Source organism: Desulfopila sp. IMCC35008 (assembly GCF_010646885.2).
In the GTDB taxonomy this organism is placed as follows: domain Bacteria; phylum Desulfobacterota; class Desulfobulbia; order Desulfobulbales; family Desulfocapsaceae; genus Desulfopila.
In genome coordinates, this window is record NZ_CP050700.1 from 2,343,784 (window position 1) to 2,363,312 (window position 19,529).

General features: G+C 46.5%; 16 protein-coding genes. 4 read left to right on the forward strand and 12 right to left on the reverse strand.

Going from position 1 to position 19,529, the window contains the following annotated elements; genetic code table 11:
- Positions 1 to 2: 2 nt before the first annotated feature.
- Together GA520_RS10315 and GA520_RS10320 are read right to left on the reverse strand one after the other, a co-directional pair.
- Positions 3 to 905 carry a branched-chain amino acid ABC transporter permease gene (locus GA520_RS10315; RefSeq protein ID WP_163336688.1) on the reverse strand — a complete coding sequence of 301 codons (903 nt, stop codon included), beginning with the start codon at positions 903 to 905 and terminating at the stop codon, positions 3 to 5.
- Between the two features lie 86 nt (positions 906 to 991).
- Positions 992 to 2,104: a branched-chain amino acid ABC transporter substrate-binding protein gene (locus GA520_RS10320; protein ID WP_163336687.1), complete on the reverse strand. Its 1,113-nt coding sequence runs from the start codon at positions 2,102 to 2,104 to the stop codon at positions 992 to 994.
- A gap of 202 nt (positions 2,105 to 2,306) precedes the next feature.
- Between GA520_RS10320 and lpxK the strand changes: the two genes are divergently transcribed.
- Positions 2,307 to 3,368: a tetraacyldisaccharide 4'-kinase gene (lpxK, locus tag GA520_RS10325; protein WP_163336686.1), complete on the forward strand. Its 1,062-nt coding sequence runs from the start codon at positions 2,307 to 2,309 to the stop codon at positions 3,366 to 3,368.
- 207 nt (positions 3,369 to 3,575) lie between these two features.
- A complete protein-coding gene (gene lpxC / locus GA520_RS10330; protein WP_163336685.1) occupies positions 3,576 to 4,562 on the forward strand; it encodes a UDP-3-O-acyl-N-acetylglucosamine deacetylase in 987 nt (328 codons plus the stop codon).
- Positions 4,563 to 4,757: 195 nt separating this feature from the next.
- On the opposite strand, the gene GA520_RS10335 is transcribed toward lpxC, so the two are convergent.
- Entirely contained in the window at positions 4,758 to 5,981 is a 1,224-nt protein-coding gene (locus GA520_RS10335) for a (Fe-S)-binding protein (protein WP_163336684.1), read from the reverse strand.
- Positions 5,978 to 7,351 (reverse strand): FAD-binding oxidoreductase, encoded by a 1,374-nt coding sequence (locus GA520_RS10340; protein WP_163336683.1) that lies wholly within the window; start codon positions 7,349 to 7,351, stop codon positions 5,978 to 5,980. The genes GA520_RS10335 and GA520_RS10340 overlap by 4 nt, the downstream gene beginning before the upstream one ends.
- 1,015 nt (positions 7,352 to 8,366) lie before the next feature.
- Between GA520_RS10340 and GA520_RS10345 the strand changes: the two genes are divergently transcribed.
- Positions 8,367 to 8,729, forward strand: coding sequence for a cell wall hydrolase (locus GA520_RS10345; RefSeq protein ID WP_163336682.1), 363 nt, complete (start codon positions 8,367 to 8,369; stop codon positions 8,727 to 8,729).
- A 68-nt stretch (positions 8,730 to 8,797) separates the two neighbouring features.
- Here GA520_RS10345 and GA520_RS10350 read toward each other — a convergent pair whose 3' ends face one another.
- The 3 genes from GA520_RS10350 to GA520_RS10360 are packed head-to-tail and all read right to left on the reverse strand — an operon-like array spanning position 8,798 to position 11,573.
- Positions 8,798 to 10,000 (reverse strand): DegT/DnrJ/EryC1/StrS aminotransferase family protein, encoded by a 1,203-nt coding sequence (locus tag GA520_RS10350; protein ID WP_163336681.1) that lies wholly within the window; start codon positions 9,998 to 10,000, stop codon positions 8,798 to 8,800.
- Positions 10,001 to 10,026: 26 nt separating this feature from the next.
- Positions 10,027 to 10,881: a pantoate--beta-alanine ligase gene (gene panC, locus GA520_RS10355; RefSeq protein WP_163336680.1), complete on the reverse strand. Its 855-nt coding sequence runs from the start codon at positions 10,879 to 10,881 to the stop codon at positions 10,027 to 10,029.
- Entirely contained in the window at positions 10,878 to 11,573 is a 696-nt protein-coding gene (locus GA520_RS10360; RefSeq protein ID WP_163336679.1) for a tetratricopeptide repeat protein, read from the reverse strand. The genes panC and GA520_RS10360 overlap by 4 nt, the downstream gene beginning before the upstream one ends.
- 164 nt (positions 11,574 to 11,737) lie before the next feature.
- Here GA520_RS10360 and xseA point away from each other — a divergent pair, with 164 nt between their 5' ends.
- Positions 11,738 to 13,084, forward strand: coding sequence for an exodeoxyribonuclease VII large subunit (xseA, locus tag GA520_RS10365; protein ID WP_304511321.1), 1,347 nt, complete (start codon positions 11,738 to 11,740; stop codon positions 13,082 to 13,084).
- Between the two features lie 29 nt (positions 13,085 to 13,113).
- Here the strand turns inward: xseA and ndk are convergent, their stop codons facing one another.
- The 5 genes from ndk to cobS form a co-directional block, all read right to left on the reverse strand.
- Positions 13,114 to 13,527 carry a nucleoside-diphosphate kinase gene (ndk, locus tag GA520_RS10370; protein WP_163336677.1) on the reverse strand — a complete coding sequence of 138 codons (414 nt, stop codon included), beginning with the start codon at positions 13,525 to 13,527 and terminating at the stop codon, positions 13,114 to 13,116.
- Positions 13,528 to 13,772: 245 nt separating this feature from the next.
- The gene (locus tag GA520_RS10375) at positions 13,773 to 15,113 is read right to left on the reverse strand and encodes a cobyrinate a,c-diamide synthase (protein ID WP_163336676.1); all 1,341 of its coding nucleotides are present in this window, start codon (positions 15,111 to 15,113) and stop codon (positions 13,773 to 13,775) included.
- On the reverse strand, positions 15,114 to 16,109 hold the full coding sequence (cbiB, locus tag GA520_RS10380) for an adenosylcobinamide-phosphate synthase CbiB (RefSeq protein ID WP_163336675.1): 996 nt from the start codon (positions 16,107 to 16,109) through the stop codon (positions 15,114 to 15,116).
- Positions 16,110 to 16,112: 3 nt separating this feature from the next.
- Positions 16,113 to 18,692, reverse strand: a complete 2,580-nt coding sequence (locus GA520_RS10385) for a cobyric acid synthase (RefSeq protein WP_163336674.1) — start codon at positions 18,690 to 18,692, stop codon at positions 16,113 to 16,115.
- A 40-nt stretch (positions 18,693 to 18,732) separates the two neighbouring features.
- Entirely contained in the window at positions 18,733 to 19,527 is a 795-nt protein-coding gene (cobS, locus tag GA520_RS10390; protein WP_163336673.1) for an adenosylcobinamide-GDP ribazoletransferase, read from the reverse strand.
- Between the last annotated feature and the right edge of the window lie 2 nt (positions 19,528 to 19,529).

Consider the following 19,529-nt stretch of genomic DNA (forward strand, 5'->3'; position numbering starts at 1 on the left):
TGTTACACTTTTTGCGTTTCTGCCTTGCCGAGAAGGCCCGACGGCTTGAATATCAGAATGAGGACCAGTAGTGAAAAGGCGAAAACATCCTCATAATCACTGGAAACATAGCCCGTAGCAAAACTCTCGGTTAAACCGAGAATGAGACTGCCAAGCACGGCTCCCGGGATTGATCCAATTCCACCAAGGACAGCAGCGGTAAATGCCTTGATACCAGCCAGAAAGCCAATATAGAAATTTATCTGGCCAATGTGGGAAGCTATCAACAACCCACCAATAGCAGCAAGTGAAGAGCCGATAATAAAAGTGGCCGAAATAACCCTGTTCACATTGATGCCAACAAGCATGGCCATGGTGCGGTCCTGGGCAGTGGCCCTCATGGCCTTGCCTATCTTGGTAAACTTTATGACATAGGTCAGTATCAGCATGACCACAGCTGTCGTCACCAGGATAACCAGGTCGGAAGAACCGACCACGTGCGCGACCGGTTCCATGAACGCGAACTCTGGTATCAATTCAGGGAATGGCAAAAAGTCTGAAGTTTGGGCGAGAAGGACGTAATTCTGCAAAAATATCGACATGCCGATAGCACTGATAAGTGGGGACAAACGCGGTGCATGTCGAAGAGGCTTGTACGCTATCTTTTCAATAGTGTAACCATAAGCACTTGACCAGACAGCTGCGGCCACTCCGGCAAGAACAACAATAGCAAGAAGTGGAAAACCGTAAATTGAAAGGACGGTTGCAACGATGAATGAGGTAAAGGCCCCAATCATGTATATTTCGCCATGAGCGAAGTTGATTAGCCCGATTATACCGTACACCATGGTATAACCTAGGGCAATGAGGGCGTAAATCGACCCACGAGAGAGACCGCTGCAAAGAAGTTCAATAAAATAATCCATATATTACCACAAAAAAAAGTACCTGAAGCAGGCAGATACATCAGGTTGCCTGCTTCAGGTAGTATTAGTAATGATGCGGGATGCTCTTACAGCTCTACAAACTGACCGTCTTTGACCTGATATACAGAAAAGCCTACGCCGATAGCGTCGCCTCTCTCGTCAAAATAGATCTGGCCAACCGGAGTATCTACCTTTTCAGTCTGCAGGGCTTTTTTCAGCGCATCAAGATCAGTGGAGCCAGCTTTCTCGATAGCGTTCAGCATGGCCAGCGTTGCTGAGTAAGCATTTTCAAAGAATGCACCTGGATCTGAATTGAATTTCTCTTTATGTTCCTTGACAGCCTGGATGGAGAGAGGGTTCATGGTGGTGTCTTTGGGGCCTGAAGCGTATGCACCTTCGGCGTTTTTGCCTGCTACCTTGATGAAGGTATTGTCTTTTACGCCATCGTCAGAGATGAAGTCGATCTTGAGACGTTTTTTACGCATCATGGAAATGATTTTGGAAGCTTCAGGATGGTATCCACCAAACATTACAGCCTCGGCACCGGAACGCTTAATCTTCTGTACGATAGCGGAGTAATCAACAGCACCCGGCGTTACACCTTCAAACAGGACAACTTCAGCTTTTCCGGATTCTTCAAGGAATTTCTTTGCAAATTCAGCAAAACCCTTACCGTAATCGCCTTTATCGTGAACAACAGCGATCTTGGTGTAGCCAAGGGTGTCAAGGGCAAATTTCACATCTATCTCGGCCTGTGCATCATCCGGTGCGATGGTACGGGCAAAGTTCGGATACTCACCACTCTGGGTAAGGGCCGGGTTTGTTGCCGAAGGAGACATTACCAGAACTCCGGCATTCTTATAAATAGGAAGAGCAGCTTTAGTGGCACCAGAGCAGATATGGCCGAGAACAACATTGACACCTTCAGAAACCAGCTTAGTTGCAGTGTTAGTCGCAACTTCTGGTTTACACACATCATCTTCTACCAGAAGCTCAATCATCTTGCCGTTGATACCGCCGCCCGCATTGACTTTTTCGATTACAAGCTTTGCTGCGTTGACTGAAGGAAGTCCATACGAGGCTAGATCGCCACTATGGGCTCCGGCAACACCAAATTTAATTGTTTCTGCAAAGCCCATGGTTGGGGCAGCCATGGCCATCATGGCTACTGTTGCTGCAACAAGCATTCTTTTTTTCATACCATTCTCCTCTCTCAGGGTTAGGTGGATAAACTACACCTTTCTAAAAAACAAAGGTTTTCAAAACAAAATTGCAAATAAAGCGCGTACAGCTTAAGAATATAAATGTCTTTTTACGCAGCATTTAAAAAAAAATAAAGGAAAATTTGCCCTTACTCCCTACCATCTGGCAAATGAGCCCATTCCATTAAGATGTTATGTCATGAATACCCTTGATCTTCTCTTTTTTGCAGGAAGACCGTTTGGTCCCCTTTACAGTGCCATACAGACAGTGCGTGCCGGCATGTACCGTAAATCTATCTTGAAGTCTTTTGCTGTTGATGTACCGGTTATTTCCGTGGGTAATCTCACCATGGGCGGAACCGGTAAAACACCAATGGTCCTGATGCTTGCTCAAACATTGTACGATCAAGGATTTCGACCCGCAATTGTAAGCCGTGGATATGGCGGAACTGCCAGGAATAACGTCAACATCGTATCAGATGGCTCGGCTATTCTATTGCCCCCCCTGGAAGCGGGAGATGAACCTTACCTTCTTGCCTCGATGCTTCCGTCTACGCCAGTGCTCACAGGCAAAAAACGAATACTGCCATGCCGCCATGCGGTGGATCATTTTGATGTTGACATAATTATCCTCGATGATGGATTTCAACATCTCTCCATGAGGAGAGACATCAATATAGTATTGTTTAATGCAACAACGCTTGCAGGTAACAGCAGAGTTTTCCCGGGGGGCGATCTGCGGGAACCGGTCAACGCTCTTCATCGTGCAGATATTTTTGTACTCACCGGCATTACCAGCGAAAACAACACTCGTGCTCACTCTTTTCAGCAGTTACTGGAACAACGTTTTCCTGATACTCCTGTCTGTCTTTCCCGTTATTCAGAACCATTTGTTTTTGATTTACAGAACAAAAAAGTAGATAGAGAATCTCTTCCACTTCCTGTCCTCGCGTTCTCAGGTATTGCCAATCCACAGCGTTTTTATGATTCACTCGAAAATTGCGATATCCATCCTGTTGAAAGGATTTGTCTAAAGGATCATGCCCTTTACACGAATAAAGAGAAAGCTCAAATAAACAGGGCAATAGAGGGTAGTGGAGCAGTCGCCGCAATCACAACGCTAAAGGACAGGGTGAAGCTGAATGAGAACGATTTTTCAGTCCCCCTTTATTACCTCTCACACGAAACCAGTATTTCCGAACCACTGACGGATTTCATTTTAAGCCGATTAGAGACGTTCTTACATCGGGAGAGTTCCTGATAAAAACCTTGGTAGTGACAAGTGGTTAGGTGAAGGTCAAATGACACATGTGTGTTTTTTTACACACGGGGACTTCACTCTTGCTCAAGGGCGGAACGTTGTTATATGTCTGTAATTGCTTAACATTAAATATCACACCCCTCGTACTGGTGATGGCATAATAGTTGCATAATTCTAAGTGCAACCCATCTCTTTTTAAGGAATATTATGTCATTACCGATCGATCCGCATCAGTACACACTTAGAAAAAAAATCAGCTGTTGTGGCGTAGGGCTACATTCAGGACGGACGGTCAACCTTTCAATCAAACCATCGACGGTCAACAACGGTATCCGGTTTCTCCGAACAGATATCGACTCCGGTTATTTTGTGCGAGCACACATGGATAAAGTTGTGGACACTCGTCTCGCAACTACCATTGGTGACGGTAGATGCACCATCTCCACAACTGAACATCTCCTTGCCGCCTTGAAAGGCTACGGTGTTGATAATGTAGATATTGAACTGGACTCACCTGAAGTGCCTATTATGGATGGAAGTGCAGATCCTTTCTTCAAACTTCTGAAGAAATGCGGAAAGATTCGACAGTCAGGGCTTCGCAAGGTTTTACGAATCACCAGTCCGATCTACTACAGTGAAGGTGACAAAAAAATATCTATTAAACCTCATGATGGATTTATGGTTACAGGTGTAATTAATTTTGACGACACTCTGATTAAGACCCAGAAATACACCATCAATCTTTACGCCGACAGGTTTGCAAAAGAAATTGCAAGAGCCAGAACTTTCGGCTACGTGGAACAGGTTGAAGAACTGTGGGCTAACGGCCTGGCACTAGGCGGAACCCTTGAGAATGTAATAGCCATCCACTGGAACCGTAAATCAATCCTCAATGAAGACGGGCTCCGATTTGATAATGAGTTTATCCGCCACAAGGTCCTTGATCTTGTTGGAGATATGGCCCTTCTCGGCTGTCCTGTTCTCGGTCATGTTGAGGCATATAAAGCAGGTCACACCCAGCACCTTGGCTTAATGAAAGCGATCTCCAGCAACCCGCAATGCTGGGAGTTGGTCGAAATGAAGAGCAATGGTGCTCACTCTGTCTTTAATCATGTTATAAACAGGACCCGGGAAGCGGGAGAGATGATCATGCCATTTCTTGCCCCTGTCGAACCTGCAAATATTGCAGCCTAGGTCAATTTTTAAGATAGCTACTTTTTCTGCACCTGAGCTTTTTTTCTTCTTCTCTTCATCGAATTATCCTTTGGGTGAGTATGTTAACTCAAACAAGGGAAAACTCCAATTCCCGCTGAACCAATACAGCACCATCTATAGTAGAGCGTATATGCGGATAGTTATGTCAATGTATAAGCTATAGGCTGACTGGAGTTAGCGCAGGATTTTTTCAAGAAACTGAACCGGGTGGGACATGACAATTGAATCCTCATCTGCAAGCTGACCTGAAAGATTGATCCGGCACACGGGGCAGTCCGTAAGCCAGAGGGCAGCACCTGTTTTCTTGGCATTATCTACCTTCCGCTCAGCCAGAACCCGAGAGACATCAGGATACTCATAAAAAAATGTGCCGCCGCCGCCACAACATTCCTGGCTGTCTGCTGCAGGCAAATATTCTATTCCGTCAAGTTCTCGAAGCAGCCTGTCAGCTGGGTCGAAACAGTTTTTCAGGTGGCAGGGGGTGTGGTAGGTTAAGCCTCCCTGCTTTTCCGACAGAGCTGGGTCGATTTCGAGCTGGTCTCGCCTGTCGTATACAAAGGACATGATATCGATGACTTTGCCACTGATTGCTTCGGCACGATAAGGGTTGAGGCCGTATCTCCTCACCATTGCAGGATACTCATTTTTCAAAGCTGAGCCACAGGTGGGACAGTCGACAATTATTGCCTCCGCCTCCTCCGCATTGAAACACTCAATGTTTTGAAGAATATTTGATTTTGCTCTTTCCTCTGCGCCATGGAAGAGCATGGGAATGGAACAGCAGGTCTGTTTTGCGGGGATAATGACCTGATATCCCATTTTTTTTAACAAACAAACAGTCGAATACCCTGTCTCATCATATATGTAATTGGTTGCGCATCCGGTAAAATAGAGCACGGTTCCCCGTGAGCGCCCCGGGACAGAATGTTCCTCAGCCACCGACGTTCTGAATGGTTTCCGGTTTAAAGCAGGAAATCTGTTTATGGGAATATTTGCCAGCTTATACTTCCGGACAAACCTGTCTGGCACAAAGCCCTGCCCCAGTCTGGCCACCGACGCCGCAAGAGCAAGCCTCTGTTCCCGGGCCAGCAGATAAACCAGGCTCTTGATCTCGACCCTGTCTCCGTGATCCTCAACCATCGCTGATCTCATACGGATAAACTGAGAGTAATGATCTACTTCAGAGGGACAGCTGGCGGAACATGAACCGCACATGAGGCATTTCGAGATAATCTCTTTTAACAGTGGGGAGGTTTTCAATCGCCCCTCCTCGTAGTTTTTTATCAACTGAACCCTGGCGCGGGGAGATGACTGTTCTTCTGAAAGAACGCTGTATACAGGACAAACCGACAGGCAAAAGCCGCATTTCCCACATTTGGTTGTTTGTTTCCTGCTCATACAAACTTACCCGGATTAAGTATATTGTCTGGATCCACGGCCCTTTTGATAACCGTCATGAATTCTCGCGTATTTTCATCCATCACCAGCGGCAAATATTCTGATTTGGCAAGGCCTATGCCGTGTTCTCCAGACAATGTTCCTTCAAGGGGTATCGCTGCCTGAAAAATCTCGCCAATCGCCCTATGCACTTTTGCCATCTCTTCAGGGTTGCTCCGGTCAACCGGTATGAGAGGATGCATATTGCCATCGCCAGCGTGAGCGAGAATCCCAGCCATTACCTTATATTTATTGAGTATTTCGCGAATCTTTCTCACCATCGAAGGAACCTGGCTCACCGGAACAGTGACATCTTCGGTGATTATATCCGGTCCGATTTTGGCAAAAACCGGATAGGCAAAACGTCTCGCTTTCCAGAGATTCTCTCTGTCATCAGCGGTGGCGGCCTCCGTCAGGGACACCGCACCGTGCTCTTTGACTTTCTCTTTAATCCTGGCCATCTCCCTCTCACAGGTTTCAGCCATCCCGTCAACTTCAATGAGCAGGGTGCCCTCTGCCTCGGTGTCCAGACCAAGCTTCAAGGTATCTTCAATTTCAGAGATGGTCACCTTGTCCATCAGCTCCATGGCTACCGGCAAAATCCCGGAACCTATGATATCGGAGACGGCCTGTGCGCTGTTGTCAAGGTTGCCGAAACTTACCATAATGGTGCGTGCTGTCTCTGGCAAAGGGACCACTCGCAGGATTATTTTTGTTATGATCCCAAGAGTCCCCTCCGAGCCGCAAAAGAGAGCAGAAAGTTTGTAGCCAGTCACGTCCTTAATGTTCTTGCTCCCTAGATTTACCACCTTGCCGGAGGGTAAAACCACTTCCATGCCCAGTACATAGTCCATGGTAACACCGTATTTCAGACAGCGCGGTCCGCCTGCATTGAGCGCCACATTCCCCCCAATGGTGGAAATATTTATAGAGCCGGGGTCGGGGGGATAAAAGAACCCCAGAGGGGTCAGGTTTTTCTGCAGGTCGCCGTTAACCACGCCCGGCTCAACCACTGCGTATCTATCCTGGGTATTAAGCTCCAACACCCGGTTCATTTTTGAGAAGCAGAGCACTATCCCCTTCTGTATGGGTATGGGAGCCCCGCATACGCTTGTCCCTGCCCCCCTAGCTGTAACAGGAATTTTGTGTTTACCAGCGATCGGCAGAATGGCAGCCACTTCCTCTGTTGACAGAGGAAAAATAACAGCCTCGGGAAGCGACTCCTCAAGATAGGAATCATAACCATAGCAGGCCAGCTCCTCGATCCTGTCCAGATATCGCTCAGCTCCAACAACTTTGATCAACGTATTTTTGACATCTTCACGCAGCATAAAAAAACCTTAACTATTCGTTGATTTTACCATCGATACAGACACCACGGACCAAGACACACTATCTTCTCTGCCCTGTTCCTCCTATAATAGTGTTGCACAGAGCCCCGCAACTGAAAAAATTAGGGGAAATACTTTTGTGCTAGAGCACCGCAGTAAAAAAGATTCATTCTCTATCCCGCTCAAGGCTTCCAGACAACCCTGCCTGCCAAAAAATTCACATTCGACCCCATGGGGAGGTGAATGTATACCATAAAATAACTGCTCATGGGGCAGTGCCTCCTTATCCCCCTTCCCTCTGAAAATCCAACCACTCCAAGGTACATCAGGCTTGGGCAGGCACGGCTTGCAGCCATAGGTTATCTATACGGAAAATCGTGACCTGCAGAAGTTGGGTGCCTGTCAGGAGTTACAATCTGTCCCAACAAAGCTAAAGGCGATATGCTTAACTTGATTTGTTTGGCATTGACAAACACTATCCCTTCCTGCACACCGTTTTCCTTTCAACATTTATCCACAGCAGGGCTGATATTTAAAAAACTACGACGGGAAGGAATTTCAAAAGTTAATTCTTTATGATAGCTTTTCATTTCCATCCACAATATTTTTTGCCTCGCATCCTTTTGAAGTGATATCGTTTTCCCTTCCGGACGAAAGGGAAAACCCTTCGATTATTGAAAGGTAAAATAGCAAGAATCAACAAAACATTATGACATGGTTAAACATGTCTCTTTATCACCTTGTGATATCGTGCTATTTGCAAAACACAACATGAAATTATGACAAATTATGATGAAATATGACCAGTTTTACCTTGACCTTTCCACTCCATGGTATATTCTATAGTGAGTAGTTGTCACTTGAAATCAAAGAAAAGCAAATTCACAATAATTACAATTAGTTAATATCTTTTTATCACGCAACATACTGTTATCAACGGGATTATATACATTTATCCTCAGCAAGTTTTTCTCACAGTAGATAGTATCTTTTTTGATGATCATGGAGGGCCGTCGTGTCAATACTCGAAGGTTTACTTTGGCTGACACTAAACGTATACCATGAAGCTCGTTCCGAGCCTCAATTGGGACAAGTTGCCATCGTACATGTCACCTTGAACCGGGCTAAGGAAAAGAATCTGCCCATTAAGGAAATAGTAACTCAACCATATCAATTCAGTTGGACGTTTCAGAAAAACTCTTACGTGCCTGATGATACAAAGGCGTTCCTTCAGTGTCTTCAATCAGTATATATAGCCCTGCAGACAAACGATATTACCCACGGGGCGACTCACTATCATTTAGATACTATTGATCCATACTGGACATCACAATACACCTATGTCGACCAATTCGGTTCACATAAGTTTTATAGGTAGCCGGAACAGGCGATAAGTTACTGCCTAAAGAAAAAGGGGGATTTGATCACATTCAATCCCCCTTTTTCTTATGTGTTTTTTGCCTTAATAAGAGCTGAACAGATTTGCTCAAGCCGTTTGGGATCCATTTTTATGGGAATAGGGTATACTAGTGTTCGGCCCACAATGTCTGCGGATTGAGGCAGCATGTCGGCGTCGTATACAACCCTGCGTTTACCACCAGGCTCCCTGAAAGGCCAACCGGATTTAACAGTTGTCGCCCCACTCAGCAGGTGCTCCCATTTGGGATAGAAGTGCCAGGTGTTCTCGCCGAAGTTAATTGCGCCGCACCCTTCAGCTGCAAGGGAAACATTGACACGTTTGGCATGTTCACGGTCCTGAAGGCTGAAACAGATAAATGTAGCGCTGTCACCATCCGGATCTATAAGCTTACGGAATTGAACGCCAGGAATATCTGACGCTGCTTCCATGATACGCTGCTTTGTCTTTTTCTGTTCACGCACCATGGTGTCGAGTTTGGCAAGTTGCGCGATCCCAATAGCACCCTGGATTTCCATCATCCTGTAGTTAAATCCTACAAAACGACGACCTTCACCACCCCGGGCACCTGGGTTCACAACATGATCGTGTCCATGATCGTGATACTCGGACATGGTGCGCCATAATTCTTCATCATCGGTAATAATCATTCCCCCTTCACCCGTGGTCATGGTCTTGACCGAGTCAAATGAAAAGGTGCCGCAGGTACCAAAAGACCCCAGGTGCCTGCCCTGAATCCTACCGCCTGCGGCCTGCGCTGTGTCTTCGAGAACAGGGATTCCATGACGGTCTGCGATCTTAACTATTTCGATCACATCTGCCTGTGCACCCAGCATATGCACAGGTATTATACAGGCAGTTTTTTCTGTGATTTTCTTTTCCAGGTCTGCGGGATCCATATTGAGGGTTGCGTTAACTTCTGTAAACACAGGAATCGCACCCACTTCAAGAATAGCCTCCCAGGTTGCGACAAAAGTAAACCCCTGGGTAATCACCTCATCTCCGGGCCCAACCCCGAGAGCGGTAAGGGCAACCTTTAAAGCAGTAGAGCCTGAGGTTACCGCCTGGGCGTATCGCGTGCCGGTATAGGTGGCAAATTTCTCTTCAAACTCCCGGACCTTGTATACACCTTTCCGCTGTTCCGGGAATTCATATCGAAACAGCACACCCGTATCCAGCACGTCCATCACTTCTTTTTTTTCTTCTTCACCAAATATTTCAAATCCCGGCATTGTTTACTCCGCATGATGTATTTCGTTTATAAAGCCAAAAAACCATTATCGATAAGTCGCACGTTACCACTCACCTTCATGGCAAGAGTCAAGACAGAATCATCAGTGACCTTTTCCATCGACTGTAACGTTAATTGATGTACGACTTTTGTATATTCTACTGCACACTGCGGGTTTGCTTCTATCGTGGCTTTGGCAAGTTTTTCTATCTCGTCTGACGGCATCCCTTCACCTTTTTCCCGGTACAGGACTCTTGCCTTCTGCAGGGCTGTGTACATACAAGTAGCTATCTTCCGGTCCTCAATACTAAGATATTTGTTTCTTGAACTCATGGCCAGACCGTCTGCTTCACGCACAATCGGATGGCCGATAATCCTGATATCAAAATTGAGATCTAGTGTCAGTTGCCGAATGAGTGCCAGTTGCTGAAAGTCTTTTTCGCCAAAAATCGCAGCATCGGGTGTAATAATATTGAAAAGCTTGGTGATTACGGTTGCGACACCGTCAAAGTGCCCTGGACGATCTGCGCCACAAAGCCCCTGCGATAGTTTTTGGACGCGAACGGTTGTTTGATAGTTGCTCCCGTACATTTCGCCGTCCTGTGGGCAAAACAGAGCATCAACCCCTTCCTTTTCAGCAAGCTCACGGTCCCTTTCAAGAGATCTGGGATAATTGTCAAGATCCTCGTTTGGCCCAAACTGCATAGGGTTCACAAAAATGCTGGTAACAATTCGATCACATTCTTTTTGGGCACAACGCATAAGGGAAAGGTGCCCTTCATGCAGATAGCCCATCGTTGGAACCAGCCCAACGCTTTCCCCTTTCTGGCGCCATTCCTGCACCAGACTCCTGATTTCACTTATCTTGCTCAGCAGTATCATTTTTTAGTCTTCAACCGTGCAATTCGTTCCTCAATGATTGTATTTTGTCTGTCACTTCCCTCGTCAGCAGTCAGGATAGCAAGATACTGCCCATAGATAGCAATCGCTTTATCGATCTCCCCTTTGGCTTCAAGAATTCTTGCGAGTCCCGAATAGGCTGTATATTGATACCCTTCAACAACTTTCAATAAATCAAAAACAGCATATGCCTCATCTTGTTTCCCGGCTGCTTCCAGCGCCTGGGCCTGACCGGTCATAGCCAACCCGTACAGGGGATTACCTTCCTTTAATCCTTCTCGGACTTTTAGGTAAATGCCGGCAGCGTCTTCATAACGTTCTTCGGTCATGGCGAGATGCCCCAGTTCAACATTTGCCCATGTTCCTGAAGTGGTATCATCATATTTGCCTGCGACATTTTGCAAGGCTCCGGCCCGGGACTCGACAGGCTCTTTCACTGCAACCGCAAGTGCTGAAGCAGCCTCTTCAACCCGTTTTTCAAGGTATGACCTATATAAAGAGAAGGCCACAACGGCAATAAGCACCACTGCAATCGCGACCTGAACCTTTCGCTTATTTTTTCGCAGGAACACAATGACTTTGGGCGGAAGGTTAAAATGTTCGAGCAACCCTTCAACATTGGATTGGTCTTTAGGGTCAACATATCGTTTTTCAAACGCACTATCTGAAGACATATAGGTACTCCGTATAGAAAAATAGAGGGTAATATTAACAAGCCATTTTAAAATGTGAGAGTATAATATATCGAGGTTTCACTGTCCATCCGTAAACGTCACTCGTCGAGATAATAAAGCAACCATTTAACCAGTTGAATATGCACCTATTTTCTGACAATAACGTGTTATCTGTAAGCCAGATAACATCTCAAATTAAAAATATTCTTGAAAGTAAATATCGATTTGTCTCAATCCAGGGTGAAATATCAAATCTCCGTGTGCCTTTTTCCGGCCATAGCTACTTCACCTTAAAGGACAAAAATGCACAGATACGTGGTGTATTGTTTAAAGGCAACGTACGTTATCTCGAGCAACCTCTACAAGACGGTCAGCAGGTAATCTGCAGAGGACGGCTCTCGGTCTACGAACCCCGTGGCGAATACCAGATCATAGTCGACACAGTTGATCATCATGGTTCAGGAGTGCTGCAGGCACAATTTGAAGCCCTGAAAGCATCACTTTCTGCCGAGGGGTTGTTTGCTGCAGAAATAAAAAAGCAGATCCCCCCTTTTCCATCATCAATCACAGTCATATCATCTGCGACAGGTGCAGCTATCCACGATTTCCTGAAGATCTGCAGTAATCGGGCAACCTCGGCTACCATCAGTGTATATCCGGTAGCAGTTCAGGGAGAAAAGGCCGCCAGTGAGATCGCAAACGCCATTGAAAGGGTCAACAGGGAAGTGAAAAGTGATCTCATTGTCCTGTGTCGAGGTGGTGGCTCCCTTGAAGACCTCTGGGCCTTTAACGAAGAGCTTGTAGCCAGGGCCATATATAATTCAGCAATTCCAATAGTAACAGGGATCGGCCATGAAACCGACCATACCATTGCTGATTTCTGTGCAGATTTGCGATCCCCGACACCAACCGGTGCAGCAGAGGCGATAATACCTGACACTGCTGCCCTGATTTCTGTCATTTCGAATCAGGTTCGCAGTATGTCACGCGCGCTTTATACAAAGTTGAATTTTTCAGCAGAACGACTACGACAGCAGAAACGTGCCCTCAAGGGGTATCTTGGAAAGGTGGATCATGCAGCATTGCGCGTTGATGCGGTTACCGAACGACTCCATTACAGTCTGGAGCAGTATTTCAATCAGCAGGCAAACCGCATCAGTCAATTCTATCTTCGTCTGCAGAACCAGGCACCTCTTGCAAAGATAAAAATGAAGGAGCAGCACCTCAATCATTTACGGGAAAACCTTAAACGAAGAATGGTGGATATCCTGAAACAACAGGAAGAACATCTTGCAGGTACAGCGGCCCTGCTCAATAGCGTCAGTCCTCTTTCAACCCTTGCAAGAGGTTATTCCATAGTTCAACTGGAGAGTGGTAGTCGCGGTGGAAAAGTGGTCACCGACAGTGCACAGGTCAGGGAGGGTGATGAAGTGAACGTACGGTTACACAAAGGCAGACTGCTATGTGTAGTGCAATCCAGGGTTAATAACGATAAGGAGGACACCGATTAACCTGGTGCCCTTCTTATCGTACATTTTATTTATAGCAACTCAAGGCCAGCGAAGAAATATCCCATCTCAAATGCAGCAGTTTCTGGTGCGTCCGAGCCATGGGTGGCATTTTCCCCGACAAAAGTTCCAAACTGTTTCCTGAGAGTACCCTCAGCGGCATCATCCGGGTTTGTCGCGCCCATCAGGTCACGCCATTTTTTTATGGCATTATCCGCCTCAAGCACCATTACCACACAAGGGCCGCTGGACATGAACGTTGTCAGCTCATCAAAAAACGGACGTTCTTTGTGGACATAATAAAAGCCTTCTGCCTCAACTTTGCTCAAATAGAGTTTCTTAAGCCCGACAACCTTAAAACCTTCCTCATAAATCCTGGCCAGAATTTTTCCTGCGTTCCCTGCCTTGAAAGCATCCGGTTTAATTATTGCGAATGTTCGTTCCATATTTCTCTTCCTCTTCTAGAAACAATTATTTTGGGAGTCGTATATACATATTCTGCCGCAACTCCTGCTGTTGACCTGAATTTGACTGGTCATCAGTAGCACCACAACAGACAAAAGTCAAGACGACAACAAAGTGATAATGCATGAGAATCACAAAACAGGAAACCAGGTTCCCAATTTTTCACCATATTGGCTTGATATAAAATCCTCTCTTGAGTCCTGACATGAAAAAACGTGAAAACTGATCAGCAGGAATCTGGTAAGCGGCGGAGCAGGGTATTTAACAGAAAGGCGGTTCGGGAAAAATGAAGATGGACATAACTGCCGAGACAATTGCCACGCAAGCACCCCTCCAGTCTGGCATCCTGTAATTTATAGAGAAAATCAAGCTCTTTGTCTCTTTCAATTATCTCTGAATAGTGGAATTCATGACCATAACATATGTCGCCTGAGTTACCGATTGGGGAATCGTGAAGCAAGGTAGCCTCACGGTAGCCAAGGCTGCTCAGCCGTTCTTTCATCTGCACTTTAACATGAAAAAGGTCTGTCATAGGATGCACGTTTCCCTGAGCATCTGCCAACGATGAGCACATATACATAAAGCCGCCACACTCTCCATAAACAAATCCATCGTGATCCGCCCAGGCACGTATAGAATCGATCATTGGACCGTTATTACTGAGCTGAGGTGCATGAAGTTCCGGATATCCCCCCCCGAAATAAATACCGGATACATCTTCCGGAACAGCTTCGTCATAAAGTGGGCTGAAAAAAACAGGGGTAATGCCATGCCTGCGAAGGATATCGAAATTCTCTGGATAATAGAAACAAAAGGCTTCATCGTATGCTACTGCAAGCCTCATTTTTTCAGATTTTTTCTGTTGGATATCACCCTGAGACATGCTGAGTTTTTGTCCTGACTGATTAAGGATGGCATCCAGATCAATATTACCCTCAATTGCCTTCACTAAGGTATCAACCTCTAGTAGCTCAGGGCCGATTTCATGTCCCATGTGCAGTCCGAGATGACGGGATGGCATTTCAAATGAATCATTTCTTGGAAAGTGACCCACTATTGGTGTCTTACAATGACTATTAACAGCTTGATCGATAAGATCACGATGTCTTTCCGACCCGATTCGGTTGCATATAACGCCGCACAATTTCACATCTGGATCATACATCTCAAATCCTTTCACAATGGCGGCAACACTCTCAGCAGCCGATCGCACATCGATAATGAGAAGCACAGGGACACGAAGTTTTTTTGCTAATTCGGCAGAGCTGGCAATGCCTCCGTCAAACAAGCCCATGACCCCTTCTGTAACCACGATATCCGCATCTCGGGAATATCGCTTGTAACTATCACGACATCCCTTATCGCCCATCATCCTGAGATCAAGGTTATAGGATTCTCTTTCAACCATCAGCCGATGCAGGCTTGGATCAATGAAATCCGGTCCACACTTGAATGGCTGAACGTTATAGCCGCGCTTCCTGAGTGCAGCAAGGATTCCGAGAGTTAACAATGTTTTCCCCGAGCCACTCTTCGTTGCCGCTATCAGGAATTCTGGTCGGTGTGTCATTTACCCCCCCGCTACCAATAACCGAATAGTAAGTATTCCTATACAAAACAAAACGCTGCTGCCAAGCATCAACCTGTTAGTGGATAGAATATCTTCAAGTGTTATGTCCCGAACCGGTAGACCAATTGTAGGTTTATGTACGACCTTGCCGAAATAAACAGAATCCCCTCCAAGTTGCACACCAAGTATACCGGCCACAGCCGCTTCAGGATGTCCGCCATTCGGACTCGCATGTGAGAGCCGATCACTTATAAACACTCTCCATCCCCGACGATAATCAAGTTGCAGAAAAAAGGCCGCACCCGTCAGGACAATACCACTTAGACGAGCCGGGAGGAAATTAACCACATCATCAATTATGGCAGCAGCGGTGCCAAATCTTCTATATGCATCGTTTTTGTAGCCATACATAGAATCCATGGTGTTGATTGCCTTATAAAAATAGATACCGAGGGCAGCCATGGAGATGGGGCTCAAAATAGGGTCAGCAGGTATCAGAGAAAATAGAACTCCGTAAAAAACAGGGGATAAAACACCATCCACTAAATTCTCTGCCACTGTTTCCACACAGGCCCTGCAGATACCTTTTTCATCGAGTTGGGAGGTATCCCGACCAACAATCTGCTGTATAGCTATCCTCGCAGATGTAAGGCCGGTCTGACTTTTAAGTGCCTGGTAGACCTCAACACTGTGTTTCTTGAGATCACGATAGGCAATACCGCTATAGACCAAATAAACAGAGAAGAGGGTGCCGAGCAGCGGTACAGTTTGTTGTAATAGTGCCAGCAAGCCTGCAATCAATAAAACTGTGGATCCAAGAACCGAAACAAATGAGAAAAGGCCCTCAATAAAGGGGCGTTGCATGGAATTCCTGAACAATTTCTCGTAAATTTCACACAACACCCCGATTCCCCGTACCGGATGTGGAAGGCTACGAGGGTCACCAAAAATAAAATCGAGCAATAACGATAGAGTAAAGAGTAATATGAAAGACATTGATCACAGTTTTAACAGACTATAGATAGCATCCATATCGACACTCCCCCTCACCGTCTCAGCAAGCCTGTCAAAGGAGGCTTCAAGGTCATAAGGGGCGACGATACGATTAAGCGGACTCAAACCTTTTCGCTGCCTCAACCTGTCGATAAACCATCTCCGAAACGGATCGCTGTCAAATATACCGTGCAGATACGATCCCCAAATATAATGTCTCTCGGACCTTGAACCACAACATTTACCATCATCAAAACGAAGGCAGTCTTTCATGTCCGACGCGGACACCCCGTGATGTATCTCATACCCAAAAACCACAAGACCGGATTCAAGATGCACACCCTGCTGACGCGTTAGTCGCTTTGTGGCTTTCAACTCCGTACTTATATTAAGAATTCCCATAGCCGGAAGTGTTTTCCTGTCCGATTCAATACCGAGCGGGTCACTGATTTCATGACCAAGCATCTGGTAACCACCACAGATGCCGACAATTTCACAGCCATTTTCACCCCTTTTTTGCAGCACATCGGAGAAACCCTTATCTATCAGGAAGTGCAGATCACCAATAACATTTTTGGACCCTGGAAGCAGTATCGCGTCGGGCTCACCAATATCCTCCACATTATCGACGACCCGCAGTGACACATCCGGTTCTGTCAAAAAGGGTTCCACATCGGTGAAGTTTGAGATGTGCGGGAAGTTTACGAGCACAATGTCAACATTATCTTCCAATTCAGCCCGGCGATTAAAAATGCCACTCTTAAATGACACTGAATCCTCTTCGGGCAAACCCAGTTCTGAGAGGTAAGGTACCACCCCGAAGGTTCTCCTGCCAGTGTGGGACCACACGTAATCGTGGGCACTCTCCAGTAACGACTGCTGCCCTCTGAATCGGTTAACCAGGAACCCGGCAATCAACTGACGCTCCCACTCCGAAAGGACCTCCATAGTACCAACGAAGGAAGCGTACACCCCGCCCCTGTCTATATCCCCAACCAACAGAACGGGGGAGTCGGCATATGCAGCCATTCGCATATTGACAATATCATCCTTTTTCAGATTCACCTCCCCGGGAGAACCGGCGCCCTCAAGGATTATGGTGTCATATTCATACGCAAGGCTATCATAGCATTCAACAACCGCCTCCCACGCCTTGGGTTTATACTTGTCGTAATCGAGTACCGACATATTACCGACAGGATGACCCTTAACGATGATCTGACTCCCCGTATCCGAATTGGGTTTCAGCAGCACAGGGTTCATCCTCACATCAGGATCGAGCTTTGCGGCCTGGGCCTGAACGACCTGAGCCCGGCCCATTTCCTCACCATTGAGGGTGACAAAAGAGTTGAGCGACATGTTCTGAGCCTTAAAGGGTGCAACATTGACACCGTCCTGGAGTAAAATCCTGCAAAACGCTGCGCTGAGAACAGATTTCCCCGCGTTCGACGATGTCCCTTGAAACATTAACGCCGGGCATTTTTTATTTTGCCTTTTTGATCGTGGTTTGCCCGGTTCCAGTACTGCCTGGAGTGCTTCAACCAATCGATCGTTCTCCCTATGACTCCGTACTGCAATCCTGAAATAGGTATCATCCAGGCCTCGATAGTTATCACAACACCTGATAAGAATCTTTTTATGTAAAAGTTTTACCGCAAGCTCAGGTGCCGAATATCTGGAAATGATTTTGACAAACAGATAGTTGGCTGCCCCCTCGTAGACATGCAACTGCGTAAATTGGGATAGTTCATGATACAGATCGTAACGTAACCGACTGACTGCCTGGCATGTTTCTTCTTCGTAATCGATATCTGCCAGTGCCCTGCTGCCAAAAGTCTGGGCGAGGCTGTTTATTGTCCAGGGTGGGAGATGCTCTTTTACCTTTGCTGCAATTTCAGTGGGAAAGATGCCGAACCCAAGACGCAGGCCGGGAATGCCATAAAACTTGGTCATGGAATTCATGGTGATGATATTCTCAAGCCGTCCACCAACGCTCTGTTGCTGAGGGACAAAATCGAGAAACGCCTCATCGATTAAAAACCACGAGTCGGAGTGTGCCGTAGCCAACTCCATAATTGCCCTTGATGAAACAAGATTGCCTGTTGGATTGTTTGGAGTGGCAAGGATGACTAAATCGCCAGGAAGTATTGTTTCTTCAAGCAATTCTGTATCAAGCGCAAATTCATTTTCCTCGGCCAGGACAACGAATTCTATATCAAGACCGCTAAGCCTGACCGCTCGTTCATAATCGATGTAGGATGGGACAGGAATAACCGCTCTCTTACAGGGCAGCACCCTTGGCAGGAGATAGAGGATATCAGTCGAACCGTTTGCAGGCACGACCTGTTTAGGTGACACGTGATATTTTTTAGAAATGGAGGTGACCAATTCCTCATAATACGGATCGGGATAATGAAGCACCCTGTCCAGCTCCCTGCTTATGAGTGGCCGAAGCCACTCCGGGGGACCTATGGGATTAATGTTGGCGCTGAAATCAAGCAGATCCTCATACCGGCAGCCTATCTCTTTGATAACCCCATGTATGTTGCCACCATGACCTGTATTGTTTCTTCCAGGTATTTTCATAACTTTCTATCTCGCCTTCATGTATCGATTTAAATATGGATTAAGAGAGATACGTGGAACACAAAACCATTGCCAGACAAAACTCCGTCAACTCACTCACGGCTCCAAGAGTATCACCGGTCACTCCCCCCAGCCGTTTCATACAGAATAGACCGAACAGCAGTACAGTGCCTATAACGACACCAGTCAGCACGAGAGCTGTCAGGAAACCGTAAATAGTTATGGCCGTCAAAAAGAGTAGGCCTGCGCCAGAATAAGTACCTATCCTGCTCATTGGAGAATAAAAAAGCCCTCCAAGGCCCCCTTCCCTTCTGCCATAGGGAAACAAGGTCATGGTCAAGAGGATGGCGAGACGACCACCTACTGGAAGCACCAGTGCCGCTGAAACAAGGTATGCGACAGGGATTGATGAGAGAGCGCTATACTTACCAAGTAACAGGAAGACAATTACAATTACGCCCATGGCCCCTACCCTGCTGTCTTTCATGATTTCCAGGGACTGCTTGGCCGGTCGGTAACTAAGAAGCCCGTCGCCACTATCGGCAACTCCATCCAGATGAAGAAATCCTGAGATCGCGGCCAGGTATATGAGAAGTATAAAAGAAACAACGGTTCCTGGCAGAAACTGATTCGCTATCAGGACCAGGACTGAGCCAAGGCAACCGATTATTAAACCAACCAAGGGGAAGAAAATAATACTCGTCCCGAAATGGTCCTCATCCCTGTCGGCTTTCCAGCTTACAGGGATGATAGTAAGAAAACGGACAGCGGTAAGAAGGGCAATAAAGAACGATATCTCAGGTTCACCTTCATTATTCAAGCCGGAGCCTTCCATAT